Source organism: Streptomyces sp. NPDC006997 (assembly GCF_040635175.1).
Taxonomy (GTDB): Bacteria; Actinomycetota; Actinomycetes; order Streptomycetales; family Streptomycetaceae; genus Streptomyces.
In genome coordinates, this window is record NZ_JBEYHH010000003.1 from 116,892 (window position 1) to 139,576 (window position 22,685).

Below are 22,685 nucleotides of genomic sequence, written 5' to 3' on the forward strand. Positions count from 1 at the left end.
TCTCCTAACTACTGGCGCGCAGCCGGCGCGAGATGACGTAGTTGACGATGCCGATCACGATGAGGATCAGGAACATCGTCCAGGCGATGGCGGAGGACCGGCCCAGGTGCTGGTTGACCCAGCCCTGCTCGTACAGGTACAGGCCCAGCGTCTGGAACTGGTGCTCGGAGCCGCCGGAGGCGCCCTTGTTCGCGTCGAACAGCAGCGGCTCGCCGAACACCTGCGAGGCGCCGATCGTCGACACGACCACGGTGAACAGGATCGTCGGCCGCAGCGACGGCAGGGTGACGTGCAGGAACTGCTGCCAGCGGCTGGCCCCGTCCAGGGCCGCCGACTCGTACAGGTCCTGCGGGATCGCCTGCATCGCGGCCAGGTAGATCAGCGCGTTGTAGCCGGTCCACCGCCAGATGATGATCGTGGACACCGCGATCTTCGAGGCCCACGAACCGTTCTGCCAGTCGATGTTGTCGATGCCGACCGCGTTCAGCGCCCAGTTGATCATGCCGTAGTCGCGGCCGAAGAGCAGCACGAAGACCAGCGACGCGGCGGCGATCGAGGTGGCGTACGGGGCGAGCATGACGACCCGGTAGAAGGTCGATCCCCGCAGCTTGTAGTTGAGGATGTGCGCGATGCCCATCGCCATCAGGAGCTGCGGAACGGTGGAGATGACGCCGATCCACAGCGTGTTGCGCGCCGCGTTCCAGAAGAAGTCGTCGTCGAAGATCCGGGTGTAGTTGCGCAGGCCCACCCACTCCATGTCGGTGGGGGCGGTCAGCTCCACCTGGTGCAGCGAGGCCCAGCCCGTGTAGATCAGCGGGAACAGGCCGAAGGCGAGGAAGAGCAGGAAGAACGGCGAGACGAACGCGTACGGGCTCCATCGCATGTCGCGTTGCCAGCGCCGGGACAGCCGCTTCCGCTTCCGCTCCTCCTGGTCGGTGAGCGGGGCGGCGGGCGGGCGCGGGGCCGCGCCCCCCTTGACGGGGGACGCGGCGGCCGTGTCGTGCCGGGTGGTCATGCCGGTCACTGGTCCAGGTTGTTGTCGATGGTCTTCACGGCGTTGTCCCAGGCGGCCTTGGCCGACTTGCCCTGGGTGACGAGGATGACGCCGTTGTCGGTCAGGCCCTGCTGGATGATCTGGTCCTTCGGGCCGATCACCTGCACGGGGGCGGCCTTGGCGGCCTCGGCGAAGATCTCACCGATCGGGGCGTCACCGGTCATGTCGTTCTTGCCGTCCACGACCTGCGGCATGGTGTACGCGGCCGGGGTGCTCGGGAAGCTGCCCTGCTTGCCGAAGAGCTTGGCCTGCTGCTCGGGCGCGGTCAGCCAGGCGGCCAGCTTGGCGGCCTCCTCGGTGTTCTTGCCGGCCTTCGGCACGGAGAGGAAGGAACCGCCCCAGTTGCCGGACTTGGGCGACTGGGCGACGTCCCACTTGCCCGCGGCCTCCGGCTTCGACTTGCCCTTGATGTAGCCGAGCATCCACGGCGGGCAGGACATCGCCGCGAACTTGGTGTTGGCGATGGTGGTGTCCCAGGCGGGCTGGAACTGCGTCTGGTTGCCGACCAGCCCGTCCTCGGCCGCGGCGGCGGTGAGGTCGAAGGCCGCCTTGACCGCCGGGTTGGTCTTGTAGATGACCTCGCCGGAGGAGTCGTAGAACTTCTCCGTCTCCGAGCTGAGGATCGCGTTGATCAGACCGCCGGGCGAGTCCATGAAGGTGGTGCCCTCGGGGGCGTTCTTCTGGTAGTCGCGGCCGACGTCGACGAACTTCTCCCAGTCACCCGCCCACAGCTTGCCGACCTCCTCGCGGTCGGTCGGCAGACCGGCCTCCTTGAACAGGTCGGTGCGGTAGCAGATGGCCATCGGGCCGATGTCGGTGCCCAGGCCGACGGTCTGGCCCTCCTTGGTGGTGGCCTGCTGCCACTTCCAGTCGAGGTAGTCGCTCTCCTTGCCGTACTTCGACAGGTCGAGCAGCTTGTCGGACTGCGTCTGGACGACCTCGGCGATGTTGCCGACCTCGACGCCCTGGATGTCCATCAGACCGCTGTTGGTCGTCAGGTGGTTGACGAGCGCCGGGTAGTAGTTCTCGTTGCGCTCGACGACGTTCTCTTCGATCTTGATGTCGGGGTTCAGCTTCATGTACTCGTCGTAGAGCCCGGCCTCCTTGAAGCCGAACGTACCGAAGAGCCCCAACGTGATGGTGGTCTTGCCACCGCCGCCGCCGTCAGACGAGTTCGACTCGCTGTCGTCGCCGTCGTCGGCACAACCGGCCAGCAGCCCAGCCCCCAGCGACGCGATGGCCGCGAGAACCACCGCCTTACGGCGGATTCGGGTAGGTGCTCGCATTGCAGTCCTCCTGTTGCCCTGACGTGCCGACCCCCCGGCCAAAATACTTGCTTGGGCCCGTTGTTCTTCTCGCTGCGGCTCGGGCGGGGAACGTGCGGGTTGTGTAAGTGCCAGGTACCGTGGGAGCGCTCCCATCGGTGATGTGTTGAAGGTTCGTAGCTTCGGGACGGGGTGTCAAGGGAGTGAGCGCGGAGAGATGCGTTCAGTTATCGGCCTGTTAACTGGAGCGGCGTCGTCGGCCTTCTGGCGCCCGCCCGTCACGGCGGTGCCTCCGCACTGTTACATTCCAGGCCAGGCGTGGTGTCGACGGGAGGGTGGAGCCAGTGGCAAGCCACGGAGCACGGGGCCGGAGCGGCGGCCGGCCCACCCTGGAAGAGGTGGCGGCCCGCGCGGGCGTCGGCCGTGGCACGGTCTCCCGCGTCATCAACGGCTCCCCTCGTGTGAGCGACGCCACTCGCGCGGCCGTCGAGGCCGCGGTCGCCGAATTGGGTTACGTTCCGAACACGGCCGCCCGCGCGCTTGCCGCCAACCGTACCGACGCGATCGCCCTCGTCGTCCCCGAACCGGAGACCCGGTTCTTCGCCGAGCCGTACTTCTCGGACATGCTCAAGGGCGTCGGCGCCGAGCTGTCCGACACCGAGATGCAGCTGCTGCTGATCTTCGCGGGCAGTGACCGGGAGCGGCAGCGCCTGGCCCAGTACCTCGCCGCGCACCGGGTCGACGGCGTCCTGCTGGTCTCGGTGCACGCCGGCGACCCGCTGCCCGACCTCCTCTCCCAGCTGGAGATCCCGGCGGTGATCAGCGGCCCCCGCTCCGCCGCGGAGACGCTGCCGTCGGTCGACTCCGACAACTACGGCGGTGGCCGGCAGGCCGTGGAGCACCTGCTGTCCCGGGGCCGCCAGCGCATCGCCCACATCACCGGCCGCCTCGACGTCTACGGCGCCCAGCGGCGCACCGACGGCTACCGGGACGCCCTGCGGGACGCCGGTCTGGAGGCGGACGAGCAGCTCATCGCGTCCGGCGACTTCACCGAGGACGGCGGACGGCAGGCGATGACCGAGCTGCTCGCCCGCCGCCCCGACCTCGACGCCGTCTTCGCCGCCTCCGACGTGACGGCGGCGGGCGCCCGCCAGGTCCTGCGCGAGTCCGGCCGCCGGGTACCGGAGGACGTCGCCCTCGTCGGCTACGACGACTCCGCGATCGCCCGCCACATGCACCCGCCGCTGACGAGCGTGCGCCAGCCCATAGAGGAGATGGGCCGCGCGATGATCGACCTCCTCCTCGGCGAGATAGCGGACCGCCGCCCGGCGGTCTCCCGGGGCCTGGAGCCGCGCCAGATGGTGCTGCTGACGGAACTGGTGGAACGGGCGTCGTCGTAGCGCCCGGTCTCCGGGAACACCCGCCCCGGCGGGTGTTCCCGCCGTTTTCCCGCGAGGGGAGAAACACCGAGGCCCGACCTGCTCTCGCAGGTCGGGCCTCGGTCATACAGGGTGAGTGACGGGACTCGAACCCGCGGCATCCTGGACCACAACCAGGTGCTCTACCAGCTGAGCTACACCCACCATGACCGGCGGTTCTACCGTGGTGTCTCCGACCGGCCGAGAAAAAGTGTACAGGGTCCGAAGGGGTGCTCGCGCCCGCCTTTTCCCGAGGCCCCCGCACGGGCCCCGGGACGGCTACCGAGCGGGCAGGACGTGCCGGGCGGCGATCGTCTTCGCGGTCTCGGAGTCGGGGCCGGGCTGGGGGACGAAGACGGCCTCGCGGTAGTAGCGCAGCTCGGCGATGGACTCGCGGATGTCGGCGAGGGCGCGGTGGTTGCCGTTCTTCTCGGGGCTGTTGAAGTACGCCCGCGGGTACCAGCGGCGGGCCAGCTCCTTGATCGAGGAGACGTCGACGATGCGGTAGTGGAGGTAGTCCTCCAGCGTGGGCATGTCGCGCAGCAGGAAGCCGCGGTCGGTGCCGACGGAGTTGCCGCACAGCGGGGCCTTGCCGGGCTCCTTGACGTGCTCGCGGACGTAGGCGAGGACCTGCTCCTCGGCGTCCGCGAGCGTCGTGCCGCCGGGCAGTTCGGCGAGCAGGCCGGACGCGGTGTGCATCTGGCGCACCACCTCCGGCATCGTCTCCAGCGCCGAGTCCGGCGGACGGATGACGATGTCGACGCCGTCGCCGAGCACGTTCAGCTCGGAGTCGGTGACGAGGGCGGCCACCTCGATGAGCGCGTCGTCGGACAGCGAGAGGCCGGTCATCTCGCAGTCGATCCACACCATGCGATCGTTCATGTGTCTAACCCTACGGCCCCGTCGTTCGAACCAGACCCCGGCGGTGACGGGCCGTCCGGCGGCTCACCCGGGCCCTGCCCGGGGAAGCCGCCGGAACGCGCTCAGGCCCCGCTGCGCTGCCCCGGCACCCCGGCCAGGGACGCCGCGGGGCGGCGGCTCTGGTGGGGCACCGGTGAGTCCGGGTGGAGGCTGCCCGGGGGCGGCCCGACCGGTGGGGGCGGCGGGGAGACGTTCGGGACGGTGCTCGGCGGGCCGTCGCCGTCCGGCACCCGGTCACCGTGCGGACGCCGGGCCCGGTAGGCGGCCCGGTACGCGGCCGGGGACGAGCCCAGCTGGCGGCGGAAGTGCCCGCGCAGCGCCACCGGCGAACGGAAGCCGCAGCGGCCCGCGACCTCGTCCACCGAGTAGTCGGACGTCTCCAGGAGGCGCTGCGCCTGGAGGACCCGCTGGGTGATCAGCCACTGGAGCGGGGCGGAACCCGTCAGCGAGCGGAACCGGCGGTCGAAGGTGCGGCGGGACATGTAGGCGCGTGCCGCGAGCGTCTCCACGTCGAACTGCTCGTGGAGGTGTTCCAGCGCCCAGGCGACGACCTCGGCCAGCGGGTCGGCGCCGATCTCCTCCGGTAAAGAACGGTCGAGGTAGCGCTCCTGCCCGCCGGTCCGGCGCGGCGGGACCACCAGGCGCCGGGCGAGCGCGCCCGCCGCCTCGTTGCCGTGGTCCGTGCGCACGATGTGGAGGCAGAGGTCGATCCCCGCCGCCGTACCGGCGGAGGTGAGGACGTCCCCGTCGTCGACGAAGAGTTCCCTCGGGTCGACGTGCACCGACGGGTAGCGCTTGGCCAGCGTCGGCGCGTACATCCAGTGGGTGGTGGCCGGGCGGCCGTCCAGCAGGCCCGCCGCGGCGAGGACGAAGGCGCCGGTGCACAGCCCGACGATGCGGGCGCCCTCCTCGTGTGCCCGGCGCAGCGCGTCGAGTGCCTCCACCGGTGGCGGCGAGGTGATCGACCGCCAGGCGGGCACGACGACGGTCCCGGCCCGGGAGATCGCCTCCAGGCCGTGCGGCGCGGTGAGTTCGAGGCCCCCCGTGGTCCGCAGCGGGCCTTCCTCGCCCGCGCACACCAGCAGGCGGTAGCGCGGCACCCCGGCGTCCTGGCGGTCGATGCCGAACACCGACAGTGGTATGGAACTCTCGAAGATGGGGCCGCCGCTGAACAGCAGCACCGCGACGATCTCCTTGCGCCGCCGCCCGGACAGTTTCCGGGTCGCGGCTTCCGGCGCGGCAGTGGAGTCGTGGCTCATACTGCTAAGCCCCCCTCGGTGGTCGCGGCGCCCTGATCCTTTCGGGTCTGTCGCTCCAACACGTTTCCCCTCGGTCCTCCACGAGTCCCCCGCCGTACGACAGTCAAGATCGAATCTACTGCGTTCCGCCTTACCCGGGTGGCCAGTTCGCACCCAGGCTCATTGTCGACATGGCAACTTGGCGTGAAGCATTCGATCACGAAGCGTTGCACTCACGGGCCGCGTAGGGAAGTGCGCCTTGTCGCGGTGGCCAATCAGCATAGGGTGCGTGATCCCCGCAGGACCCTTTCCATGCAGGTCGAACGGGGGTTGGGGGGTGGTCCGGCGGAGGGATGCACGGGTTCTGGAAGTTGGCTGAAAAGCTACGGGCGCGTGCGCGAAAACCGGTCAGCCGACCGGTGTGTTTCCGCCTGAGTGGCGCCCGCCCCGGCGCACACCCGTTCCACCCCGTTTCGCCCCCGTCCGGCCCCTGTTGGCGCCCGCGACCGCCCGGTGGTGCCGCCCGCGCGGCCCCGCCCCGGGCGCCTCGGCGGGCTGCCGCGCCGCGCACCGCTCGGACCGGCGCAGCAGCAGGCGGCATACGGCGGTGACGGCGGCGAGCCCGAGCGCCGTCCCGGCGGCACCGGCCAGGGAGGTGCCGTAGGCCAGCAGGACCACCGGGACGAGGACGCAGGCGAACGCCGCCCAGCCGATGACTCCGGAGGTGGGGTCGGGCGTGGGGCGGGGTGCGGGCATCGCGGGGCTCCCTCGGGCGGCGGGTCACCGGGTTCAACGGCTGTTCGAGGGGTCGGTCACCGCCTCGCGCCTATGGTGACTTTCCGTTCCGGTGTCGACGCCCTCGGTGACGGGGTGGCCGACCCGCAACCGCCGTGGGTCAATCCCGCGCAAACCGCCTGTACGGGGCAGCGACCATTGCGTTACGGGCGCCCCCTCGTGCATCCTCCGGTGAACCCGTCGCGGACGGCGTGCGGGATCTGGGCTAAGGAGGCGTGCCGCCGTACCCTTGGGGGTATGGGGTTGGGAAGATGATTCCCGGACACAGCTCCGCCGCACACTGTCGTCCCACCCACACAAGGATCACAACGCCGAGACAGCCATGGCCGGTCACGAATTCTTCGAACCCGCGGACCGCAAGCGACCGCTCGCCGAACCCACGGCGGCCGATCCCCAGGCGGCGGACGAGCCGCGCCAGTCCTGCGATCCCGCCTTCAAGCACGGGGTGGTCGTCGGCTTCGACGGCTCGACCTCCAGTGAGCGTGCCCTCGCCTACGCGATCGGCATGGCCCGGCGCTCCGGCTCCGGCCTGATCATCGTGCACGTGGCCAACCGGCTGCCCACCACGGTGTGGGCGGGCTGTGAGCCCCCGGTCTTCGTGGACGTCCCGGACCACCGCACCGAGGTGCTCGGTCTGGAGCTGGCCTGCGCGGACTACCTCGCCGAGGTGCCGTGGATCCTGGTCGAGCGCGGCGGTGACATCTGCCACGAACTCGAAGAGGTGGGGCGGGAGTACGAGGCCGACGCGATCGTCGTCGGCTCCACGCACGGCATCGTGGGCCGCATCTTCGGCTCGGTGGCCGGACGGCTCGCCAAGCGGGCGCAGCGGCCCGTCGTCGTGATCCCGTAGCCCTCCACCGTCAACTCCCTCCAGCGCACGGCGTCGGCGGACTCGCCGAGGGTGAACCTCCTCACACGCGGAGGTGTTTGTGAGCTTGTGAAGGGCATATAACGCTCACCGCGCCACGACGGAGTCCCCGCGGGAAGCACCACCGACGCGCGGCCGGCCGGGGAGTGACGGCCACGGGCCGACCGCGCGGGCCGGGTGGTTGTTCCGTCCCGGCCGCGTGGAGCGGGCCCCCCGTGCCCGGTGGCAGCACGCGGGGGTCCGTTCCGTCGTACGGGCGGGCTACTCCACCGTCACCGACTTCGCGAGGTTCCTCGGCTTGTCGATGTCCCGGCCCAGGGCCAGGGCCGTGTGGTAGGCCAGGAGTTGGAGGGGGATGCCCATCAGGATGGGGTCCAGTTCGTCCTCGTTCTTGGGGACGACGAGGGTCTGGTCGGCCTTCTCCTGCGGCTGGTGGGCCACCGCGAGGATCCTGCCGCTGCGGGCCTTGATCTCCTCCATCGCGGCGCGGTTCTTCTCCAGCAGGTCGTCGTCGGGCACGATCGCGACCGTCGGCAGGGCGGGCTCGATCAGGGCCAGCGGGCCGTGCTTCAGCTCGGAGGCCGGGTACGCCTCGGCGTGGATGTAGGAGACCTCCTTGAGCTTCAGGGAGGCCTCGCGGGCGACCGGGTAGCCGCGGACGCGGCCGATGAAGAGCATCGAGCGGGCCTCGGCGTAGTTCCTGGCCAGCTTCTCGATCTCCGCCTCCTGCTCCATGATCTCGGCGATCTGGGCGGGCAGCCTGCGCAGCCCCTCGATGATCCGCTTGCCGTCGCGCACCGACAGGTCACGGGTGCGGCCGAGGTGCAGGGCGAGCAGGGCGAAGGCGACCGTGGTGTTGGTGAAGCACTTCGTCGAGACCACGCAGACCTCGGGGCCCGCGTGCACGTAGATGCCGCCGTCCGCCTCGCGGGCGATCGCCGAGCCGACCACGTTCACGATGCCGAGCACCCGCGCGCCCTTGCGCTTCAGCTCCTGGACGGCCGCGAGGACGTCGTACGTCTCACCGGACTGCGAGACGGCGATGTAGAGGGTGTCGGGGTCGACGACCGCGTTGCGGTAGCGGAACTCGGAGGCGGGCTCGGCGTCGGCGGGGATGCGGGCCAGCTCCTCGATCATCTGGGCGCCGATCATGCCCGCGTGGTACGAGGTGCCGCAGCCGAGGATCTTGACGCGGCGGATCCGGCGCGCCTCGCGGGCGTCCAGGTTGAGGCCGCCGAGGTGCACGGTGGAGAAGCGGTCGTCGATCCGGCCGCGCAGCACGCGGTCCACGGCCTCGGCCTGCTCGTGGATCTCCTTGTGCATGTAGGTGTCGTGGCCGCCCATGTCGTACGAGGCGGCCTCCCACTCCACGGTGGTGGGCTCGGCGGTGGTGCGGGTGCCCTCGGTGGTGTAGGTGCGGAAGTCGTCGGCCTTGAGGGTGGCCATCTCGCCGTCGTCGAGGGTCACTATCTGGCGGGTGTGGGCGACCAGCGCGGCGATGTCCGAGGCGACGAACATCTCCTTCTCGCCGATGCCGAGGACGACCGGGGAGCCGTTGCGGGCCACGACGATGCGGTCCGGGAAGTCCGCGTGCATCACCGCGATGCCGTACGTGCCCTCGATGAGGCGCAGCGTCTCGCGGACCTTGTCCTCCAGCTTCTCCGCCTGGGACCGGGCGATCAGGTGGACCAGGACCTCGGTGTCGGTCTCGGAGAGGAACTCGACACCGTCCGCCTCCAGCTTGCGCCGCAGGTCGGAGGCGTTGTCGATGATGCCGTTGTGGACGACGGCGACCTTGCCCTCCGCGTCCAGGTGCGGGTGGGCGTTGACGTCGGAGGGGGCGCCGTGGGTGGCCCAGCGGGTGTGGGCGATGCCGGTGGTGCCCTTGAAGCGCGCCGGGACCCTGGCCTCCAGGTCGCGCACCCGGCCCTTGGCCTTGACCATCCGCAGTCCGCTGGCCCTGGGGGAGGTGACGACGATGCCCGCCGAGTCGTACCCCCGGTACTCCAGCCGCTGGAGGCCCTCCAGGAGCAGCGGGGCGACGTCACGCTTGCCGATGTATCCGACGATTCCGCACATAGATGGGTGTTCCTAGCCGTAGACGATGCGCCGCAGTTGCCTGAGGGTCAGCTCCGGTGGAGCCACGGCGCGGTAGGTGAGGTCCGCCTCGATCCGTTCGAAGATCTCCGCGTTGACCAGGCCCCGGGCCTGCAACTCGCGGTGGCGGCGACGGACGTAGTCCTCGGTCGTCTCGTCGAAGTAGGCGAGCACGTCCTGGACCACCCGCAGTGCCTCGCCCCGGCTGAGGGGCGTGGAGCGTGTCAGGTGATCTACGAGTTCGTCGTGCACCCGGTAGATCCTGGGCTATGCGCGACGGATTCGCAAGAATCCTGCCCGGTTCCGGGCAGGAACCCAGAGTCATCCCCTACATGCGCTTCAGAATCGCCTGCTTGGCGAGGCCGAACTCCTCGTCCGTCAGCACCCCCGTGCGGTGCAGCTCGCCCAGCTCGCGCAGCCGTCGCAGCAGGGCGTCGTGGTCGTCCTCGGCGGTGGGCGCCGGGGCGGCGGGGTTCTCCCGGGGCTCCGGCTGCCGCGCCTCCGGGACCGGGGCGGGGGCGGGGGCCGCCGGGTGCGGGAGCCGGGCCTGGACGGCGGCGGCGACCAGTGCCATCAGGGGGTCCTTCTTGAAGCCCCACAGGTCGACGGCGTGGGGGTCGTACTTCGGTGGGGCGGCGGTGGGGGAGTCGCGGACGGTGAAGCGGAGGTAGCCGTTCTCCAGGCCGACCGCGGGCTGCCACTCCACCGCCGTGATGTCGGCGACGGCGAGGGTGCGCGGACCCCGGGCGGACTTGGCGTCCTCGGTCTTCCAGTTCCACTCCAGCCGCACCTGCTCGCCGTCGAAGCTCGCCGTGCCGTCCCCCGCGGACGCCGTCAGCGGCACGGCCGGGCCCGGCAGCAGGTACGCGGTGACCGGGTCGGTCGGCACCTGGTCGAGGAGCAGCGCGTTGCGGACCTCGTCCACGACGTACTCGGCGACGCCGTACCGGTCCGACTCGACGGTGAGCTGGTACGGGTCGTGGGGCTCGGTGAGACGGCCCCCGGTGGCGAGCAGCAGCGGGTCGGCGCCGTCGCGCAGCCGCAGTCGCAGCCGTCCGGACCTCCGGCCCTGCTCGAACGATATGCCCGCCAACGCCCCCAGCGGGACGACGAGTTCGCCCAGCGTCCTGCGGAACAGGCTGACGCCCTTGTCGCGTCCCGGGGTCAGGCGCAGGGCGTCGCCGTCGAAGGTCCAGGAGCCGTCCTTCTGGAAGATTTCCGCCATGAGGGCGATTCTTCCACCGGTTCGACGGGAGGCTGGTCCAGACCTTTTGGGTGCTCAGAAGGGATCGCTCGTGAGCTTACTGAGACCGTTCCGACCGCACCGCCGCACCCTGCGCCTCCTCGTCTCCCCGCTGCTCGTCACCGCCGCCGGAGCCGCCGTCACGGGTGCCGGGCCCGCGCGGGACGCCCGTGCCGCCGTCTCCCCGTTCGGCCAGGCGGTCCCGGCGCCCGTCGCCGCGACGGCGGGCGGATCGCCGTACCGCGTCTCCGAGGAATGACCAGCGTGATCCGCACCCCCGTCCGGCGAGTGCGCCGGACAAGACGGACGGCGGCCGTCATGCCCGTGTAACCGGCACCCAGAACGACGATCCGGTGCTTCGCGTTCATCTCGCTCACTCCCGGCACTCGCCCTGCTCTCACGACTGAGGACGCCCATGGGACAGACGGCGCACCGCACACGTGACAGCCGACCCGAGTGATCCACGCCACACGGCGCGGACCCGTCGGTCAGAACCCGGCGATCGGGTTCTCCAGGGTGCCGACGAGCTGGAGCGCGCCCGAGGGGTCCGCGAGGTCCACCATCTGCTGGTTGTCGCGGAGCTGGAGCCGGTTGAGGCAGGACAGGGCGAACTCGGGGGCGAACAAGTCGTACTGGGCGAACCTGTCGGCGAGTTCCGGGACCGACGCCTGGTACTCCCGGGTGACCTCGGCGACGGTGCGCCAGAAGTCGTCCTCCGTGAGGACGCCCTCGGTGGCGAGGTTCGCGGCGAGGAAGCGGAAGAAGCAGTCGAAGACGTCCGTGAAGACCGACAGCAGCTTCATGTCGTCCGGGACCTCGGCGCGGACGCGCCGCACCTCGGGCGGCAGTACCGCGTCCGGGTCCATGACGACGATCTCCTCGGCGATGTCCTTGTAGATCGCGCGCTCGACCACGCCGTCCCGCAGGGCGAGGATGACGTTCTCGCCGTGCGGCATGTAGGCGAGGTCGTAGGCGTAGAAGCTGTGCAGGAGCGGGGTGTAGTAGGCGCGGAGGTAGCGGCGGAGCCACTCCACCGGGGTCAGGCCCGAGCGGGCGATCAGGGCGCCCGCGACGGTCGCGCCCTCGTGGTCGACGTGGAGGAGGGACGCCATGGTGGCGAGGGACTCGCCGTCCCGCAGCGACGCGACCGGGCTCTCCCGCCACAGCGCCGCCAGCATCTTGCGGTACGGAGAGTAGCGGTCGGTCGCCCGCTCGTACTCCAGGTGCCGGTAGCCGACCGCCGCCCGCTCCCGGATGATCGTCAGGCCCGTGGCCTTGAGCACCGGGTCGTGGTCGACGAGCTGGGCGAGCCAGTCGTTGATGGCCGGGGTGGCCTCCATGTAGGCGGCCGACAGCCCGCGCATGAAGCCCATGTTGAGGACGGACAGGGCCGTCTTGACGTAGTGCTTCTCAGGACTGGTGGTGTTGAAGAAGGTGCGGATCGACTGCTGGGCCAGGTACGCGTCGTCGCCCTCGCCGAGGCAGACCAGGTGCTGGCGGGCGACCTCGGCGGCGAAGGTGACGGTGAGCTTGTTCCACCACTGCCAGGGGTGGACCGGGATCAGCAGGTAGTCGGCGGGGTCGAGGCCCTGGTCGCGCAGGGTGGCGTGGAAGCGGTCGACGGTCGCCCCGCCCAGCTCCTCGCGGAAGAACGCCTCGTACTCGACGCCGGCCCCGGCCGTGAACGCGGCGCGGGAGCGGTGGGCGGCCAGCCAGAGCAGGCGGACGGGGCTCGCGGTCTCGGGGGCGTACGACAGGTACTCGTGGACGCCGAAGCCGAGCCGTCCGTTGTTGGCGACGAAGCAGGGGTGGCCCTCGGTCATGCCGGTCTCGATGGCCTGGAACCCGGACGCCGCCAGCTCCGCGGCCGTGACCTGCGGCTTGGCGAGCTTGTAGCAGGTGCCGGAGAGGGTGGAGGAGATCTCCTCCAGGTAGACCGGGAGGACCGTGTCGCTCAGGCCGAGGGCGTCCTTCAGCTCGATGAGGAAGTCCAGGGCGGCGAGCGGGAGTTCGGTGCCGTCCGGGCCGTGGCGGGTGATCGAGTCGGCGTCCACCTGCCAGTGGTCCAGGGCGCGGCGGGTGGCGGTGAAGCGGTAGCGGGTCCGGCCGTCGTCGCTCCGGACCACCCAGCGGCCCTCCTCGCGCTCCGGTGTGATCAGACGCTCGTGGGCGAACTCCGCGAGCGCCTTGCGGACCAGCAGGCGGTTGGCCCGCTCCCAGCGCTCGGGGGTGAGGTGGCTGACGGCGTCGGCGAGGTGCGTCATGCGCGCTCCACCGCCTTCTCGAACCGCTCGCGCGTGCAGAAGCTGAGCAGTGCCCGCTTCTCCGGCTTGTCGATCTCCCGCTCGGGCACGAAGCCGACCGCCGCGTTCAGCGCGTGGACGGCCGTGTTGGAGACGTCCGGTTCGACGACGACCCGCGCGGTCGCCGGGTCCTCGAAGAGGAAGGCCATGACGGCGGTGATGACGGACCTGGTGAAGCCGTGCACCGGTGTGTCGGTCGGCGGGGTGAGGAAGTGCATCCCGACGTCCCCGGGGAGCGGCTCGTACAGGCCGACCAGCTCGCGGTGGGCGGGGTCGTACTTCTCCATGAGGAAGACGGGCTCGCCGTCGCGCAGGCCGAGGTAGGCGTGGTGGTGCTCGTCGGCGGCTATCTCCATGTAGGCGCGCTCGACGTCCTCCAGCTTGGCGTCCTGCATCATCCAGAACGCCGCCTTGGCGTGGGTGACCCAGGCGTGCAGGAGTTCGGCGTCCTTCAGCGGGTCGAGGGGGCGGAACGTGAAGGTCATACGGAGAACTCCTGGAACGCGATCGACTTCTCGACCGGGTAGTACTCGCTGCCGAGCAGCTCACGGATGATGCAGCTGTTGCGGTAGGGGCCCATGCCCAGGTCGGGTGAGGTGACGCTGTGGGTGTGGACCCCGGCGTTCTGGAGGAAGACGCCTCTGCCGGTGACGTCGATGGCGTAGTCCCGGGTGACGTCGAAGCGGCCGTGGGAGTCGAACCGGAGGCGGTCGTGGATCGGGGCGAGGAAGGCGGGCGGGGCGTAGTGGTAGCCGGTGGCCAGGACCAGGCCCTCGGTCGCGATCTCGAAGTCCCTGCCCTGCTCGTCCTGGCGGAAGCCCAGGGTGTACGTGCCGTCCCCGTACCGGGCGGTGTGCAGGGTGGAGTTGGTGAGCAGCCGGGTGGGGACCGGGCGGTCGCCGCTCTCGACGTTCTTCTGGTAGAGCAGGTCGAAGATCGCGTCGATGAGGTCGGAGTTGATGCCCTTGAACAGGCCCTTCTGCTGCTTCTCCAGCCGGTAGCGGGTCTCCTCGGGCAGCGCGTGGAAGTAGTCGACGTAGTCCGGGGACGTCATCTCCAGCGTCAGCTTGGTGTATTCGAGGGGGAAGAAGCGCGGGGAGCGGGTGACCCAGTTGAGCTGGTAGCCGTGGGCGTCGATCTCCGTCAGCAGCTCGTGGTAGATCTCGGCGGCGCTCTGACCGCTGCCGACGATCGTGATCGACCGGTTCTTCCGGAGTTCCGCCTTGCGGTGCGCGTACTCGGCGGTGTGCAGCACGCCGTCGCCGCCCAGGCCGCGGCAGGGCTCGGGCACGTAGGGGACCGTGCCGGTGCCGAGGACGAGGTGGCGGGCGCGGTAGGTGTCACCGGCGGCGGTCGTGACGACGTACACCTCGTCCTCGTACGTCACCTCCGTGACCGTCGTGTCGAAGCGGACGCTGCTCAGCTGTGCGGCGGCCCAGCGGCAGTAGTCGTCGTACTCGACGCGCAGGGGGTAGAAGTTCTCCCGGATGTAGAACGGGTACAGCCTGCCCTTCTCCTTGAGGTAGTTGAGGAAGGAGTACGGCGACGTCGGGTCGGCGAGGGTGACCAGGTCCGACATGAACGGGGTCTGGAGGTGGGCGCCTTCCAGGAACATCCCGGCGTGCCACTCGAAGTCGGGCTTCGACTCCAGGAAGACGCCGTCGAGCGCGTCGATGGGCTCGGTGAGGCAGGCCAGGCCGAGGTTGAAGGGGCCGAGTCCGATGCCTACGAAGTCGTGGACGCGGTCCGTGGGGTCAGCAAGCGCGGTCAAGGGACGCTCCCAGGTACTGCTCGGCGTGGCCGGCGATCAGGTCGAGGACGGCGGCGATGTCGGACGCCGTCGTCTCGGGGTTGAGGAGGGTGAACTTCAGGTAGTGGCGGCCGTTGACCTTGGTGCCCGCGACGACGGCGGCACCGGAGGCGAACAGCGCCTTGCGGGCGTGCAGGTTGGCGCGGTCGATCTCGGCGGGGTCGGTGACGGCCGCCGGGACGTAGCGGAAGACCAGGGTGGAGAGGGTGGGCTCGACGACCACGTCGTAGCGCGGGTCGGCGGCGAGCAGGCCGAAGCCCTCGGCGGCCAGGTCGCAGACCTCGTCGAAGAGCTGGCCGATACCGTCGGCGCCCATCACGCGCAGGGTCATCCAGAGCTTGAGCGCGTCGAAGCGGCGGGTGGTCTGGAGGGACTTGTCCACCTGGTTGGGGACGCGTTCCCGCGCCATCCGGCGCGGGTTGAGGTACTCCGCGTGGTAGGTGGCGTGCCGCAGCGTGGCGGCGTCGCGGACCAGTACGGCGGAGGAACTCACCGGCTGGAAGAACGACTTGTGGTAGTCGACGGTGACGGAGTCGGCGCGTTCGACGCCGTCGAGCAGGGCGCGGCGGGTGCGGGAGGCGAGCAGTCCGCAGCCGTAGGCGGCGTCGACGTGCAGCCACGCGCCGGACCGGGCGCACAGCTCGGCGATCTCCGGCAGCGGGTCGATGGAGCCGAAGTCGGTGGTGCCCGCGGTGGCGACGACGGCCATGGGGACGAGGCCGTCGCGCGCGCAGCGCTCCAGCTCGTGGGCGAGCGCCACGGTCCGCATCCGCTGGTCGTGGTCGACGGGGATGACGACGACGGCGTCCTGGCCGAGGCCGAGCAGTTTCGCGGACTTCTGCACGCTGAAGTGGCTGGCCTCGGAGGCGAAGACGCGCAGTCGCGCGAGGTCGCCGGTCTTGGCCTCCTCGCGGGCCAGCAGCAGTGCCTGGAGGTTGGACTGGGTGCCGCCGGAGGTGAAGACGCCGTCGGCGGCGGGGCCGAGGCCGACGCGGTCCGCGGTCCAGTCGATCAGCTTGCGCTCGATGAGGGTGCCGCCCGCCGACTGGTCCCAGGTGTCCAGCGAGGAGTTGACGGCGGAGAGGATCGCCTCCCCGAGCACGGCCGGGATGACGACCGGGCAGTTGAGGTGGGCGAGGTAGCGGGGGTGGTGGAAGTAGACGGCGTCCCGGAGGTAGACCTCCTCCAGCTCGTCGAGGGCCGCGGCGGTGTCGTGGAGGGGGCGGTCGAGGTCGATCTGCTCGACGCGGGGGGTGAGGTCGTCGACCGTCGCTCCGGTGAACGGCCGGTCGGTGGTGGCGAGTCTGGCCGCCACCCGCTCCACTCCCTCGGTCACGGAGCGGCGGTAGTGCTCCGTGGTCGTGTCATTGAGCAGGTGCGCACGCATGTGGGGGTCCTCCGGTGGGGACAGTCCGGGTCACTCGATCTAAATTTAGGTAAGGCTAACCTAATTAATGCGCGGGGAACGCAGCCTTACGCGTGACCGCTGTCACGTCGAACAGCGGCCGCATTGCGCGGAGTTGGGTGGCGGTCTACTCGCCCTGCTCGCGGAGCTGCTCCTCCGTCAGCCCCTGCCGCCAGTAGCCCACGAAGGCGATCCGGCGGCGGTCGAGGCCGCGCTCTTTGACGAGGTGGCGGCGCAGCTCCTTCATCCGACCGGCCTCGCCCGCGATCCAGGCGTACGGGTGCCCGGCGTCGGGCAGCCGGGCCGCGCGGATGGCGTCGACGGCCGCGGGGGACGCCTCGTCGCCGGTGACGAGCCAGGTGACGTCGGCGTCCGCCGCCACCGTCAGCTCCTGCACGTCGTCGGCGTGCCGCGCCTCCAGCCAGGCGACGGCGCGGGTGCCGGGCGGCAGGGACTCCAGGATCGCGGAGGCGGCGGGTACGGCGGTCTCGTCGGCCCAGAGGACGACCAGGTCGGTGTCCTCCGGCGGGCGGAAGCGGATCGCCCGGTTGTCGGCGACCGCCGGGCCGATCAGCAGGACCCGGTCGCCCGGGGCCGCCTGGGCCGCCCAGCGGGACGCGGGGCCCGCAGGGGCGGTCGCGTCCGGCTCTACGCCGTGCAGCACGAAGTCGACGTCGATCTCGCTGGTGACCCCGTCGGCGCCCCGGCGCAGCTCACGCAGGGTGTACGAGCGCATCACCGCCCGGACGTCCGCCGGGAGGGCCATCCAGGACCGCCACCAGTCGTCGCCCTCCGTCACCGGCACCACCGGCTCGTCCTGGTGCGGGTGCGGCAGGAACAGCGACAGCGACTGGTCGAGGCCGTCGGAGTGGAAGTCCCGCAGCCCCGGTCCGGCGAAGGCGATCCGGACCAGGGACGGGCCGAGCCGCCTCGTCCGTACGACCTGGAGGGAGAAGAAGCGGAACGGGGCGGCGGTGGACATGCGAGGACTCCTGATGGGGCGTCAGGGGGCTGTGTCGGCGGGGGCGCCGGGGGTCAGCTGACCTTCTTGGCGTTCTCCAGCGCCTCGGCCAGGTTCTCCACCAGCGGAGTGCACTTGTCGTACGACAGGATCGGCTCCGCCGAGCGGGCGATGACCTGGCCGGCCTTGACCGCGGGCAGCTTCTTCCAGGTGCCCTCGGTGATGTCGGCGGGCTGGATGGCCGAGGTGCGGTCGTCCATCATGATGATGTCCGCGTCGTACTTGTCGACGTTCTCCCAGCTCAGCGACTCGAACCAGCCGCCGCCCTCCGCCTTGGCGTCCTCCGGCGGCTCGACGAAGTTCACGCCGAGGGCCTTGAAGTACTCCAGGTCGACGGAGAGGTTGGTGCCGGAGACGTAGAAGATGTCCTGGCTCGCGGAGCCCGCCATCACCGTGAGGTCCGGCTTGGCCTTGGCGGCGGCGCGCAGCCGGGCCGAGGCGTCCTCGAAGCGCTTCTTCGCCTCGGTGATCTCCGCCGAGGTGACGTCGGCGCCCAGCGACCCGGCCAGCTCCAGCGTGCGCTGGAGGGGCTCGGTCAGCTGGCGGTCGTACACGGAGATGCCGACACTCTGGGCGCCGACCGCGAGGATCTTGTCCTTGGACTCGTCCGGGACGTACCAGAGGGTGCCCTGGTCGTCGAACATCGTGGAGACCAGCAGGTCGGGGCTGAGGGAGACGTACTTCTCGATGTTGAACTGGCCCCACTCGTTGCCGAGGACCTCGACCTTGCTGATGTCCATGTCACCGGCCTGGACGTCGGCCTTGCCGTCGGCGGTCTTGGTCGGGCCGAAGACGCCCTTGACCTGGATGCCGTAGTCGTACAGCGCGGCGCCGACGCCGACGAAGGCGACGATGTTCGCGGGGATCCTGTCGGCCTTGGCCGTCTCGCCGCGGTCGTCCTGGTAGGACCAGGGGCCGGACTCCTGGGCGGAGGCCGTCGCGTCCGCGCCACCGCTGTTCTTGTCTTCGTCGCCGCAGGCCGCGAGGACGGCGCCGAGGCCGAGGGCGCCACCGGCGGCGAGGATGCCGCGGCGGGTGAGGTGGGTGGCACGGGCGTGGGACATGGGCGACTGCTTTCGAACGGGGCGGAGCGCCCGCCGGACAATTCGAAGGTAGGTTAGCCTAACCTCAGATGTTGTCCAGGGTCCGGGGGCCCTGACGGGGCGTGGTGTGGATCACTGCCGCCCCGCCGGGCGCTCCGGCCGCGCTCAGCCCGTGAGGCCCAACTCCCGGGCGATCAGCATCCGTTGGACCTCGCTGGTGCCCTCGCCGATCTCCAAGATCTTGGAGTCGCGCCACATCCTGGCCACCGGGTACTCGTTCATGAAGCCGTAGCCGCCGTGGATCTGGGTGGCGTCGCGGGCGTTGTCCACCGCGATCGTCGAGGAGTGCAGCTTGGCGAGGGCCGCCTCCTTCTTGAAGGGCTCACCGGCCACCAGCCGGGACGCCGCGTCCCGCCAGGCGAGGCGGGCGGTGTGGGCGCGCATCTCCATGTCGGCCAGCTTGAACTGGATCGCCTGGTTGGCGCCGATCGGACGGCCGAAGGCGTGACGTTCCTTCGCGTAGCGGACCGACTCGTCCACGCACCCCTGCGCCAGCCCCGTCGCCAGTGCCGCGATCGCGACCCGGCCCTCGTCGAGGATGCGCAGGAACTGCGCGTACCCGCGGCCCGGTTCGCCGAGGAGGTTGGCGGCCGGGACCCGGACGTCGGTGAAGGACAGCTCACGCGTGTCGGAGGCGTTCCAGCCGACCTTGGAGTAGGCGGGCGCCACCGTGAAGCCCGGGGTGCCGGAGGGGACGATGATCGAGGAGATCCGCGGCTTGCCCTCCGGGGTGCGGTCGGTGACCGCGGTGACCGTGACCAGGCCGGTGATGTCCGTACCGGAGTTGGTGATGAAGCACTTGGTGCCGTTGATGACCCATTCGTCGGTCTCCGGGTCCAGGCGGGCCGTCGTGCGCGTCGCGCCCGCGTCCGAGCCGCCGTCCGGCTCGGTCAGGCCGAACGCGCCGAGGACCTCGCCGGAGCAGAGGCGGGGCAGCCACCGCTCCTTCTGCTCCCGGGTGCCGAACAGGTGGATCGGCATCGCGCCCAGCGAGACGCCCGCCTCCAGGGTGATGGCGATCGAGGAGTCCACCCGGGCCAGCTCCTCCAGCGCGATGCCCAGGGCGAGGTAGTCGCCGCCCATCCCGCCGTACTCCTCGGGGAAGGGCAGCCCGAACAGGCCCATACGGCCCATCTCCCGGACGATCTCGTACGGGAACTCGTGCCGCTCGTAGTAGTCGCCGATCTTGGGGGCGACCACGTCGTGCGCGAACTCCTCGACGGTGCGGCGGAGTTCTTCCAGCTCGGGGGAGAGACGGTGGTCCATGGCTCTGATCACGACTCCTGGTGGGAGAGGGCTCGTACGGTGCGGGACGGGCTGGGTCGGCCCAGTTGTCCGGCCATCCACACGCTGGTGGCGGTGAGACGGCCGAGGTCTACGCCGGTGCCGACGCCGAGGCCCCGCAGCATCCACACCAGGTCCTCGGTGGCGAGGTTGCCGGTCGCCGACCTGGCGTACGGGCAGCCGCCGAGGCCGCCCGCGGAGGCGTCGACGGTCGTCACGCCGTGCCGCAGGGCGGTGAGGGTGTTGGCGAGGGCCTGGCCGTAGGTGTCGTGGAAGTGCACGCCGAGGGCGGACACCGGCACCCCCGCCCCGTCGAGCGCCGTGAGCAGCGCGCTGACATGGCCCGGGGTGCCGACGCCGATGGTGTCGCCCAGGCTCAGTTCGTCGCACCCCATGCCCAGCAGCGCCCGGCAGACGTGCACCACCTGCGCGACCGGGACCTCGCCCTCCCAGGGGTCGCCGAAGCACATCGACAGGTACCCGCGTACGTGCACCCCCGCCCCCTTCGCCCGGGTGACGACCGGCTCGAACATGGCCAGCGCCTCGTCCATCGAGCGGTTGAGGTTGGCCCGGGCGAAGGACTCGCTGGCGCTGGCGAACACCGCCACCCGGTCGGCGCCGAGGGCGAGCGCCCGGTCGAGACCGCGCTCGTTCGGCACCAGCACGGGCAGCGCCACCGGCAGCTGAGCCACCCGCGGGTACAGCTGCTCGGCGTCCGCGAGCTGGGGCACCCACCGCGGGTGCACGAAGCTGGTCGCCTCGACCGTCGTCAGCCCGGCGTCGGCCAGGCGCCGGATGAACTCCGCCTTGACCTCGGTCGGGACGGTCGCCTTCTCGTTCTGGAGGCCGTCGCGGGGGCCCACCTCGTGGATGCGGACCCGGGTGGGGAGGCTGTCGTCCGGGACCACCATGGGCAGCGGGGAACTGGTCATGACCCGGCCTCCTCGTCGTACGGGACGACCACCGCGAGCACCTGGTCCATGGCGACCGTGGCGCCGGGCCGGACGTCCAGCCCGGTGACCTTCCCCGCGTGCGGCGCGGAGATGACGTGCTCCATCTTCATCGCCTCCACCACCAGCAGGCTCTGCCCGGCCGCCACCTCGTCGCCCACGGCGACCTTGACGACCGTGACCGTGCCGGGCATCGGCGCGGTGAGGGAGTCCGCGCCCGCGTGCGCCGACCGGGTGAGGCTCGCGGCGACCGGGTCGTGGTCGCGCACGTGCCAGGCGTCGCCCGCACGGCCCAGCCAGACGCCGTCCGGCGCGGGCGCGAGGTCGAAGGTGTGCCGGACGCCGTCGAGGGTGACGGACACCTGGTCGCCGGTGACGGTGTGCGTCCCGCGCGGGACGTACTCGACCGGGTCCCCGACCCGCAGCGGGAAGCGCGCCGGGCGCGGGGTGCCGCCGAGCCGCCACCCGTCGGGCACGGAGAACGGATCGGTCCAGCCCCGCTCCCGGGGCCGCAGGGCGTCCAGCCGGACGGCCGCCGCCGCCTCGTACACCTCCTCGGGTACGCCGGTGTCGACCAGCCCGTCCACCTCGCGCTCCACCAGCCCGGTGTCCAGGTCGCCCGCGACGACCGCCGGGTGCGCGAGGAGCCGCCGCAGGAACCCGGCGTTGGTGGGCACGCCGAGCGTGACCGTCCCGGCGAGGGCGGCGCGCAGCTTGCGCAGCGCGGTCGCGCGGTCGGGGCCGTACGCGATCACCTTGGACAGCATCGGGTCGTACAGGCTGCCGACCTCGGTGCCCTCGCTGAGCCCCGAGTCGGTGCGCACTCCGTCCCCCCGCGGCTCGCGCAGCCGCAGCACCGTGCCGCCGGACGGCAGGAACCCGCGCGCGGGGTCCTCGGCGCAGATCCGCGCCTCGACGGCGTGCCCGGTGAGCGTGACGTCGTCCTGCGCGAACCCGAGCGGCTCACCCGCCGCCACCCGCAGCTGCCACTCCACCAGGTCCACCCCGGTGACCAGCTCCGTGACCGGGTGCTCCACCTGGAGGCGGGTGTTCATCTCCATGAAGTAGTACGACGTCGGGTCGCCGCCGGGCACGATGAACTCCACCGTCCCCGCGCCCCGGTACCCGCACGACCGCGCCGCCTGCACGGCCGCCTCGCCCATCGCCGCGCGGGTGGCCTCGTCGAGGAGCACGCTGGGCGCCTCCTCGATGACCTTCTGGTGCCGCCGCTGGAGGGAGCACTCGCGCTCACCCAGGTGGACGACGTTGCCGTGGCCGTCGGCCAGGACCTGGATCTCGATGTGCCGGGGCCGGTCGACCCACCGCTCCACCAGCAGCGTGTCGTCCCCGAAGGACGTCCGGGCCTCGCGCCGCGCGGCGGCGATCTCCTCCTCCAGGAGGGTCAGGTCGCGCACCAGACGCATCCCCTTGCCGCCGCCGCCCGCGCTGGGCTTCAGCAGCACCGGCGCGCCCAGCTCCCGGGCGGCCTCGACGAGGTCGGGGTCCCGCCCGCCGGGCACCACCGGCACCCCCGCCGCCCGCACGGTCTCCTTCGCCCGGATCTTGTCGCCCATCAGGGCGATGGCGTCGGCGGGCGGCCCGATGAACACCAGCCCGGCGTCGGCGCAGGCCCGCGCGAAGGCGGCGTTCTCCGCGAGGAAGCCGTAGCCGGGGTGGACGGCCCGGGCGCCGGTCCGCGCGGCGGCCTCAAGCAGCCGCTCCACGGACAGGTAGCTCTCGGACGCCGGGGCGGGCCCGATCCGTACCGCGGTGTCGGCCTCCCTGACGTGCCGGGCGTCGGCGTCGGCGTCGGAGAAGACGGCCACCGAGCGCACCCCGAGGGCGCGCAGGGTGCGGATGACGCGCACGGCGATCTCGCCGCGGTTGGCGACCAGGACGGTGTCGAACAT

The 22,685-nt window shown here is 71.2% G+C and carries 20 protein-coding genes and 1 tRNA gene; 3 read left to right on the forward strand and 18 right to left on the reverse strand.

The features are described 5' to 3' along the window. Positions 1–4: 4 nt before the first annotated feature. Both ABZ659_RS03750 and ABZ659_RS03755 read right to left on the reverse strand, forming a co-directional pair. Positions 5–1,015 carry a sugar ABC transporter permease gene (locus tag ABZ659_RS03750; protein ID WP_360213382.1) on the reverse strand — a complete coding sequence of 337 codons (1,011 nt, stop codon included), beginning with the start codon at positions 1,013–1,015 and terminating at the stop codon, positions 5–7. A gap of 5 nt (positions 1,016–1,020) precedes the next feature. Continuing rightward, entirely contained in the window at positions 1,021–2,340 is a 1,320-nt protein-coding gene (locus ABZ659_RS03755; RefSeq protein ID WP_360213043.1) for an extracellular solute-binding protein, read from the reverse strand. 323 nt (positions 2,341–2,663) lie between these two features. On the opposite strand from ABZ659_RS03755, the gene ABZ659_RS03760 reads away from it, so the two are divergent. Further along, complete coding sequence (locus tag ABZ659_RS03760; RefSeq protein ID WP_360213045.1) at positions 2,664–3,719, forward strand: LacI family DNA-binding transcriptional regulator; 1,056 nt, start codon at positions 2,664–2,666, stop codon at positions 3,717–3,719. Between the two features lie 110 nt (positions 3,720–3,829). Here ABZ659_RS03760 and ABZ659_RS03765 read toward each other — a convergent pair. From ABZ659_RS03765 to ABZ659_RS03780, 4 genes are all read right to left on the reverse strand, one after another. Continuing rightward, positions 3,830–3,902, reverse strand: a tRNA-His gene (locus ABZ659_RS03765). Between the two features lie 114 nt (positions 3,903–4,016). Beyond that, a complete protein-coding gene (orn, locus tag ABZ659_RS03770; RefSeq protein ID WP_360213047.1) occupies positions 4,017–4,619 on the reverse strand; it encodes an oligoribonuclease in 603 nt (200 codons plus the stop codon). Between the two features lie 101 nt (positions 4,620–4,720). Then, positions 4,721–5,917: a helix-turn-helix domain-containing protein gene (locus tag ABZ659_RS03775; RefSeq protein ID WP_360213049.1), complete on the reverse strand. Its 1,197-nt coding sequence runs from the start codon at positions 5,915–5,917 to the stop codon at positions 4,721–4,723. A gap of 387 nt (positions 5,918–6,304) precedes the next feature. Further along, the gene (locus ABZ659_RS03780) at positions 6,305–6,652 is read right to left on the reverse strand and encodes a hypothetical protein (protein ID WP_360213051.1); all 348 of its coding nucleotides are present in this window, start codon (positions 6,650–6,652) and stop codon (positions 6,305–6,307) included. 361 nt (positions 6,653–7,013) lie between these two features. On the opposite strand from ABZ659_RS03780, the gene ABZ659_RS03785 reads away from it, so the two are divergent. Then, a complete protein-coding gene (locus tag ABZ659_RS03785; protein ID WP_360213053.1) occupies positions 7,014–7,541 on the forward strand; it encodes a universal stress protein in 528 nt (175 codons plus the stop codon). A 279-nt stretch (positions 7,542–7,820) separates the two neighbouring features. On the opposite strand, the gene glmS is transcribed toward ABZ659_RS03785, so the two are convergent. From glmS to ABZ659_RS03800, 3 genes are all read right to left on the reverse strand, one after another. Next, positions 7,821–9,638, reverse strand: a complete 1,818-nt coding sequence (gene glmS / locus ABZ659_RS03790; RefSeq protein WP_360213055.1) for a glutamine--fructose-6-phosphate transaminase (isomerizing) — start codon at positions 9,636–9,638, stop codon at positions 7,821–7,823. A gap of 12 nt (positions 9,639–9,650) precedes the next feature. Beyond that, the gene (locus ABZ659_RS03795; protein ID WP_360213057.1) at positions 9,651–9,908 is read right to left on the reverse strand and encodes a hypothetical protein; all 258 of its coding nucleotides are present in this window, start codon (positions 9,906–9,908) and stop codon (positions 9,651–9,653) included. A gap of 76 nt (positions 9,909–9,984) precedes the next feature. Next, entirely contained in the window at positions 9,985–10,881 is an 897-nt protein-coding gene (locus tag ABZ659_RS03800; RefSeq protein ID WP_360213059.1) for a DUF4429 domain-containing protein, read from the reverse strand. Between the two features lie 70 nt (positions 10,882–10,951). Here ABZ659_RS03800 and ABZ659_RS03805 point away from each other — a divergent pair, with 70 nt between their 5' ends. Next, entirely contained in the window at positions 10,952–11,158 is a 207-nt protein-coding gene (locus tag ABZ659_RS03805) for a hypothetical protein (RefSeq protein WP_360213418.1), read from the forward strand. A gap of 229 nt (positions 11,159–11,387) precedes the next feature. Here the strand turns inward: ABZ659_RS03805 and ABZ659_RS03810 are convergent, their stop codons facing one another. From ABZ659_RS03810 to ABZ659_RS03850, 9 genes are all read right to left on the reverse strand, one after another. Beyond that, on the reverse strand, positions 11,388–13,163 hold the full coding sequence (locus ABZ659_RS03810) for an IucA/IucC family siderophore biosynthesis protein (RefSeq protein ID WP_360213061.1): 1,776 nt from the start codon (positions 13,161–13,163) through the stop codon (positions 11,388–11,390). Beyond that, the gene (locus tag ABZ659_RS03815) at positions 13,160–13,687 is read right to left on the reverse strand and encodes a GNAT family N-acetyltransferase (RefSeq protein WP_360213063.1); all 528 of its coding nucleotides are present in this window, start codon (positions 13,685–13,687) and stop codon (positions 13,160–13,162) included. Before ABZ659_RS03815 ends, ABZ659_RS03810 begins: the two co-directional genes overlap by 4 nt. Then, complete coding sequence (locus ABZ659_RS03820) at positions 13,684–14,973, reverse strand: lysine N(6)-hydroxylase/L-ornithine N(5)-oxygenase family protein (protein WP_360213065.1); 1,290 nt, start codon at positions 14,971–14,973, stop codon at positions 13,684–13,686. Before ABZ659_RS03820 ends, ABZ659_RS03815 begins: the two co-directional genes overlap by 4 nt. Then, positions 14,957–16,399 (reverse strand): lysine decarboxylase DesA, encoded by a 1,443-nt coding sequence (gene desA / locus ABZ659_RS03825; protein ID WP_360213067.1) that lies wholly within the window; start codon positions 16,397–16,399, stop codon positions 14,957–14,959. Before desA ends, ABZ659_RS03820 begins: the two co-directional genes overlap by 17 nt. A gap of 145 nt (positions 16,400–16,544) precedes the next feature. Then, on the reverse strand, positions 16,545–17,399 hold the full coding sequence (locus ABZ659_RS03830) for a siderophore-interacting protein (protein WP_360213069.1): 855 nt from the start codon (positions 17,397–17,399) through the stop codon (positions 16,545–16,547). 53 nt (positions 17,400–17,452) lie between these two features. Then, complete coding sequence (locus ABZ659_RS03835) at positions 17,453–18,502, reverse strand: ABC transporter substrate-binding protein (RefSeq protein ID WP_360213071.1); 1,050 nt, start codon at positions 18,500–18,502, stop codon at positions 17,453–17,455. A 144-nt stretch (positions 18,503–18,646) separates the two neighbouring features. Continuing rightward, positions 18,647–19,807: an acyl-CoA dehydrogenase family protein gene (locus tag ABZ659_RS03840; RefSeq protein ID WP_360213384.1), complete on the reverse strand. Its 1,161-nt coding sequence runs from the start codon at positions 19,805–19,807 to the stop codon at positions 18,647–18,649. A gap of 8 nt (positions 19,808–19,815) precedes the next feature. After that, entirely contained in the window at positions 19,816–20,757 is a 942-nt protein-coding gene (locus ABZ659_RS03845) for a hydroxymethylglutaryl-CoA lyase (protein WP_360213073.1), read from the reverse strand. Further along, positions 20,754–22,685 (reverse strand): acetyl/propionyl/methylcrotonyl-CoA carboxylase subunit alpha, encoded by a 1,932-nt coding sequence (locus ABZ659_RS03850; RefSeq protein ID WP_360213386.1) that lies wholly within the window; start codon positions 22,683–22,685, stop codon positions 20,754–20,756. Before ABZ659_RS03850 ends, ABZ659_RS03845 begins: the two co-directional genes overlap by 4 nt.

Bases quoted from the DNA above. Each gene is read 5' to 3' on its own strand.
- ABZ659_RS03750 (WP_360213382.1), bottom strand. From the start codon at position 1,015: ATGACCACCCGGCACGACACGGCCGCCGCGTCCCCCGTCAAGGGGGGC.
- ABZ659_RS03755 (WP_360213043.1), bottom strand. From the start codon at position 2,340: ATGCGAGCACCTACCCGAATCCGCCGTAAGGCGGTGGTTCTCGCGGCC.
- orn (WP_360213047.1), bottom strand. From the start codon at position 4,619: ATGAACGATCGCATGGTGTGGATCGACTGCGAGATGACCGGCCTCTCG.
- ABZ659_RS03775 (WP_360213049.1), bottom strand. From the start codon at position 5,917: ATGAGCCACGACTCCACTGCCGCGCCGGAAGCCGCGACCCGGAAACTG.
- ABZ659_RS03780 (WP_360213051.1), bottom strand. From the start codon at position 6,652: ATGCCCGCACCCCGCCCCACGCCCGACCCCACCTCCGGAGTCATCGGC.
- ABZ659_RS03785 (WP_360213053.1), top strand. From the start codon at position 7,014: ATGGCCGGTCACGAATTCTTCGAACCCGCGGACCGCAAGCGACCGCTC.
- glmS (WP_360213055.1), bottom strand. From the start codon at position 9,638: ATGTGCGGAATCGTCGGATACATCGGCAAGCGTGACGTCGCCCCGCTG.
- ABZ659_RS03800 (WP_360213059.1), bottom strand. From the start codon at position 10,881: ATGGCGGAAATCTTCCAGAAGGACGGCTCCTGGACCTTCGACGGCGAC.
- ABZ659_RS03810 (WP_360213061.1), bottom strand. From the start codon at position 13,163: ATGACGCACCTCGCCGACGCCGTCAGCCACCTCACCCCCGAGCGCTGG.
- ABZ659_RS03815 (WP_360213063.1), bottom strand. From the start codon at position 13,687: ATGACCTTCACGTTCCGCCCCCTCGACCCGCTGAAGGACGCCGAACTC.
- desA (WP_360213067.1), bottom strand. From the start codon at position 16,399: ATGCGTGCGCACCTGCTCAATGACACGACCACGGAGCACTACCGCCGC.
- ABZ659_RS03830 (WP_360213069.1), bottom strand. From the start codon at position 17,399: ATGTCCACCGCCGCCCCGTTCCGCTTCTTCTCCCTCCAGGTCGTACGG.
- ABZ659_RS03835 (WP_360213071.1), bottom strand. From the start codon at position 18,502: ATGTCCCACGCCCGTGCCACCCACCTCACCCGCCGCGGCATCCTCGCC.
- ABZ659_RS03840 (WP_360213384.1), bottom strand. From the start codon at position 19,807: ATGGACCACCGTCTCTCCCCCGAGCTGGAAGAACTCCGCCGCACCGTC.
- ABZ659_RS03845 (WP_360213073.1), bottom strand. From the start codon at position 20,757: ATGACCAGTTCCCCGCTGCCCATGGTGGTCCCGGACGACAGCCTCCCC.
- ABZ659_RS03850 (WP_360213386.1), bottom strand. From the start codon at position 22,685: ATGTTCGACACCGTCCTGGTCGCCAACCGCGGCGAGATCGCCGTGCGC.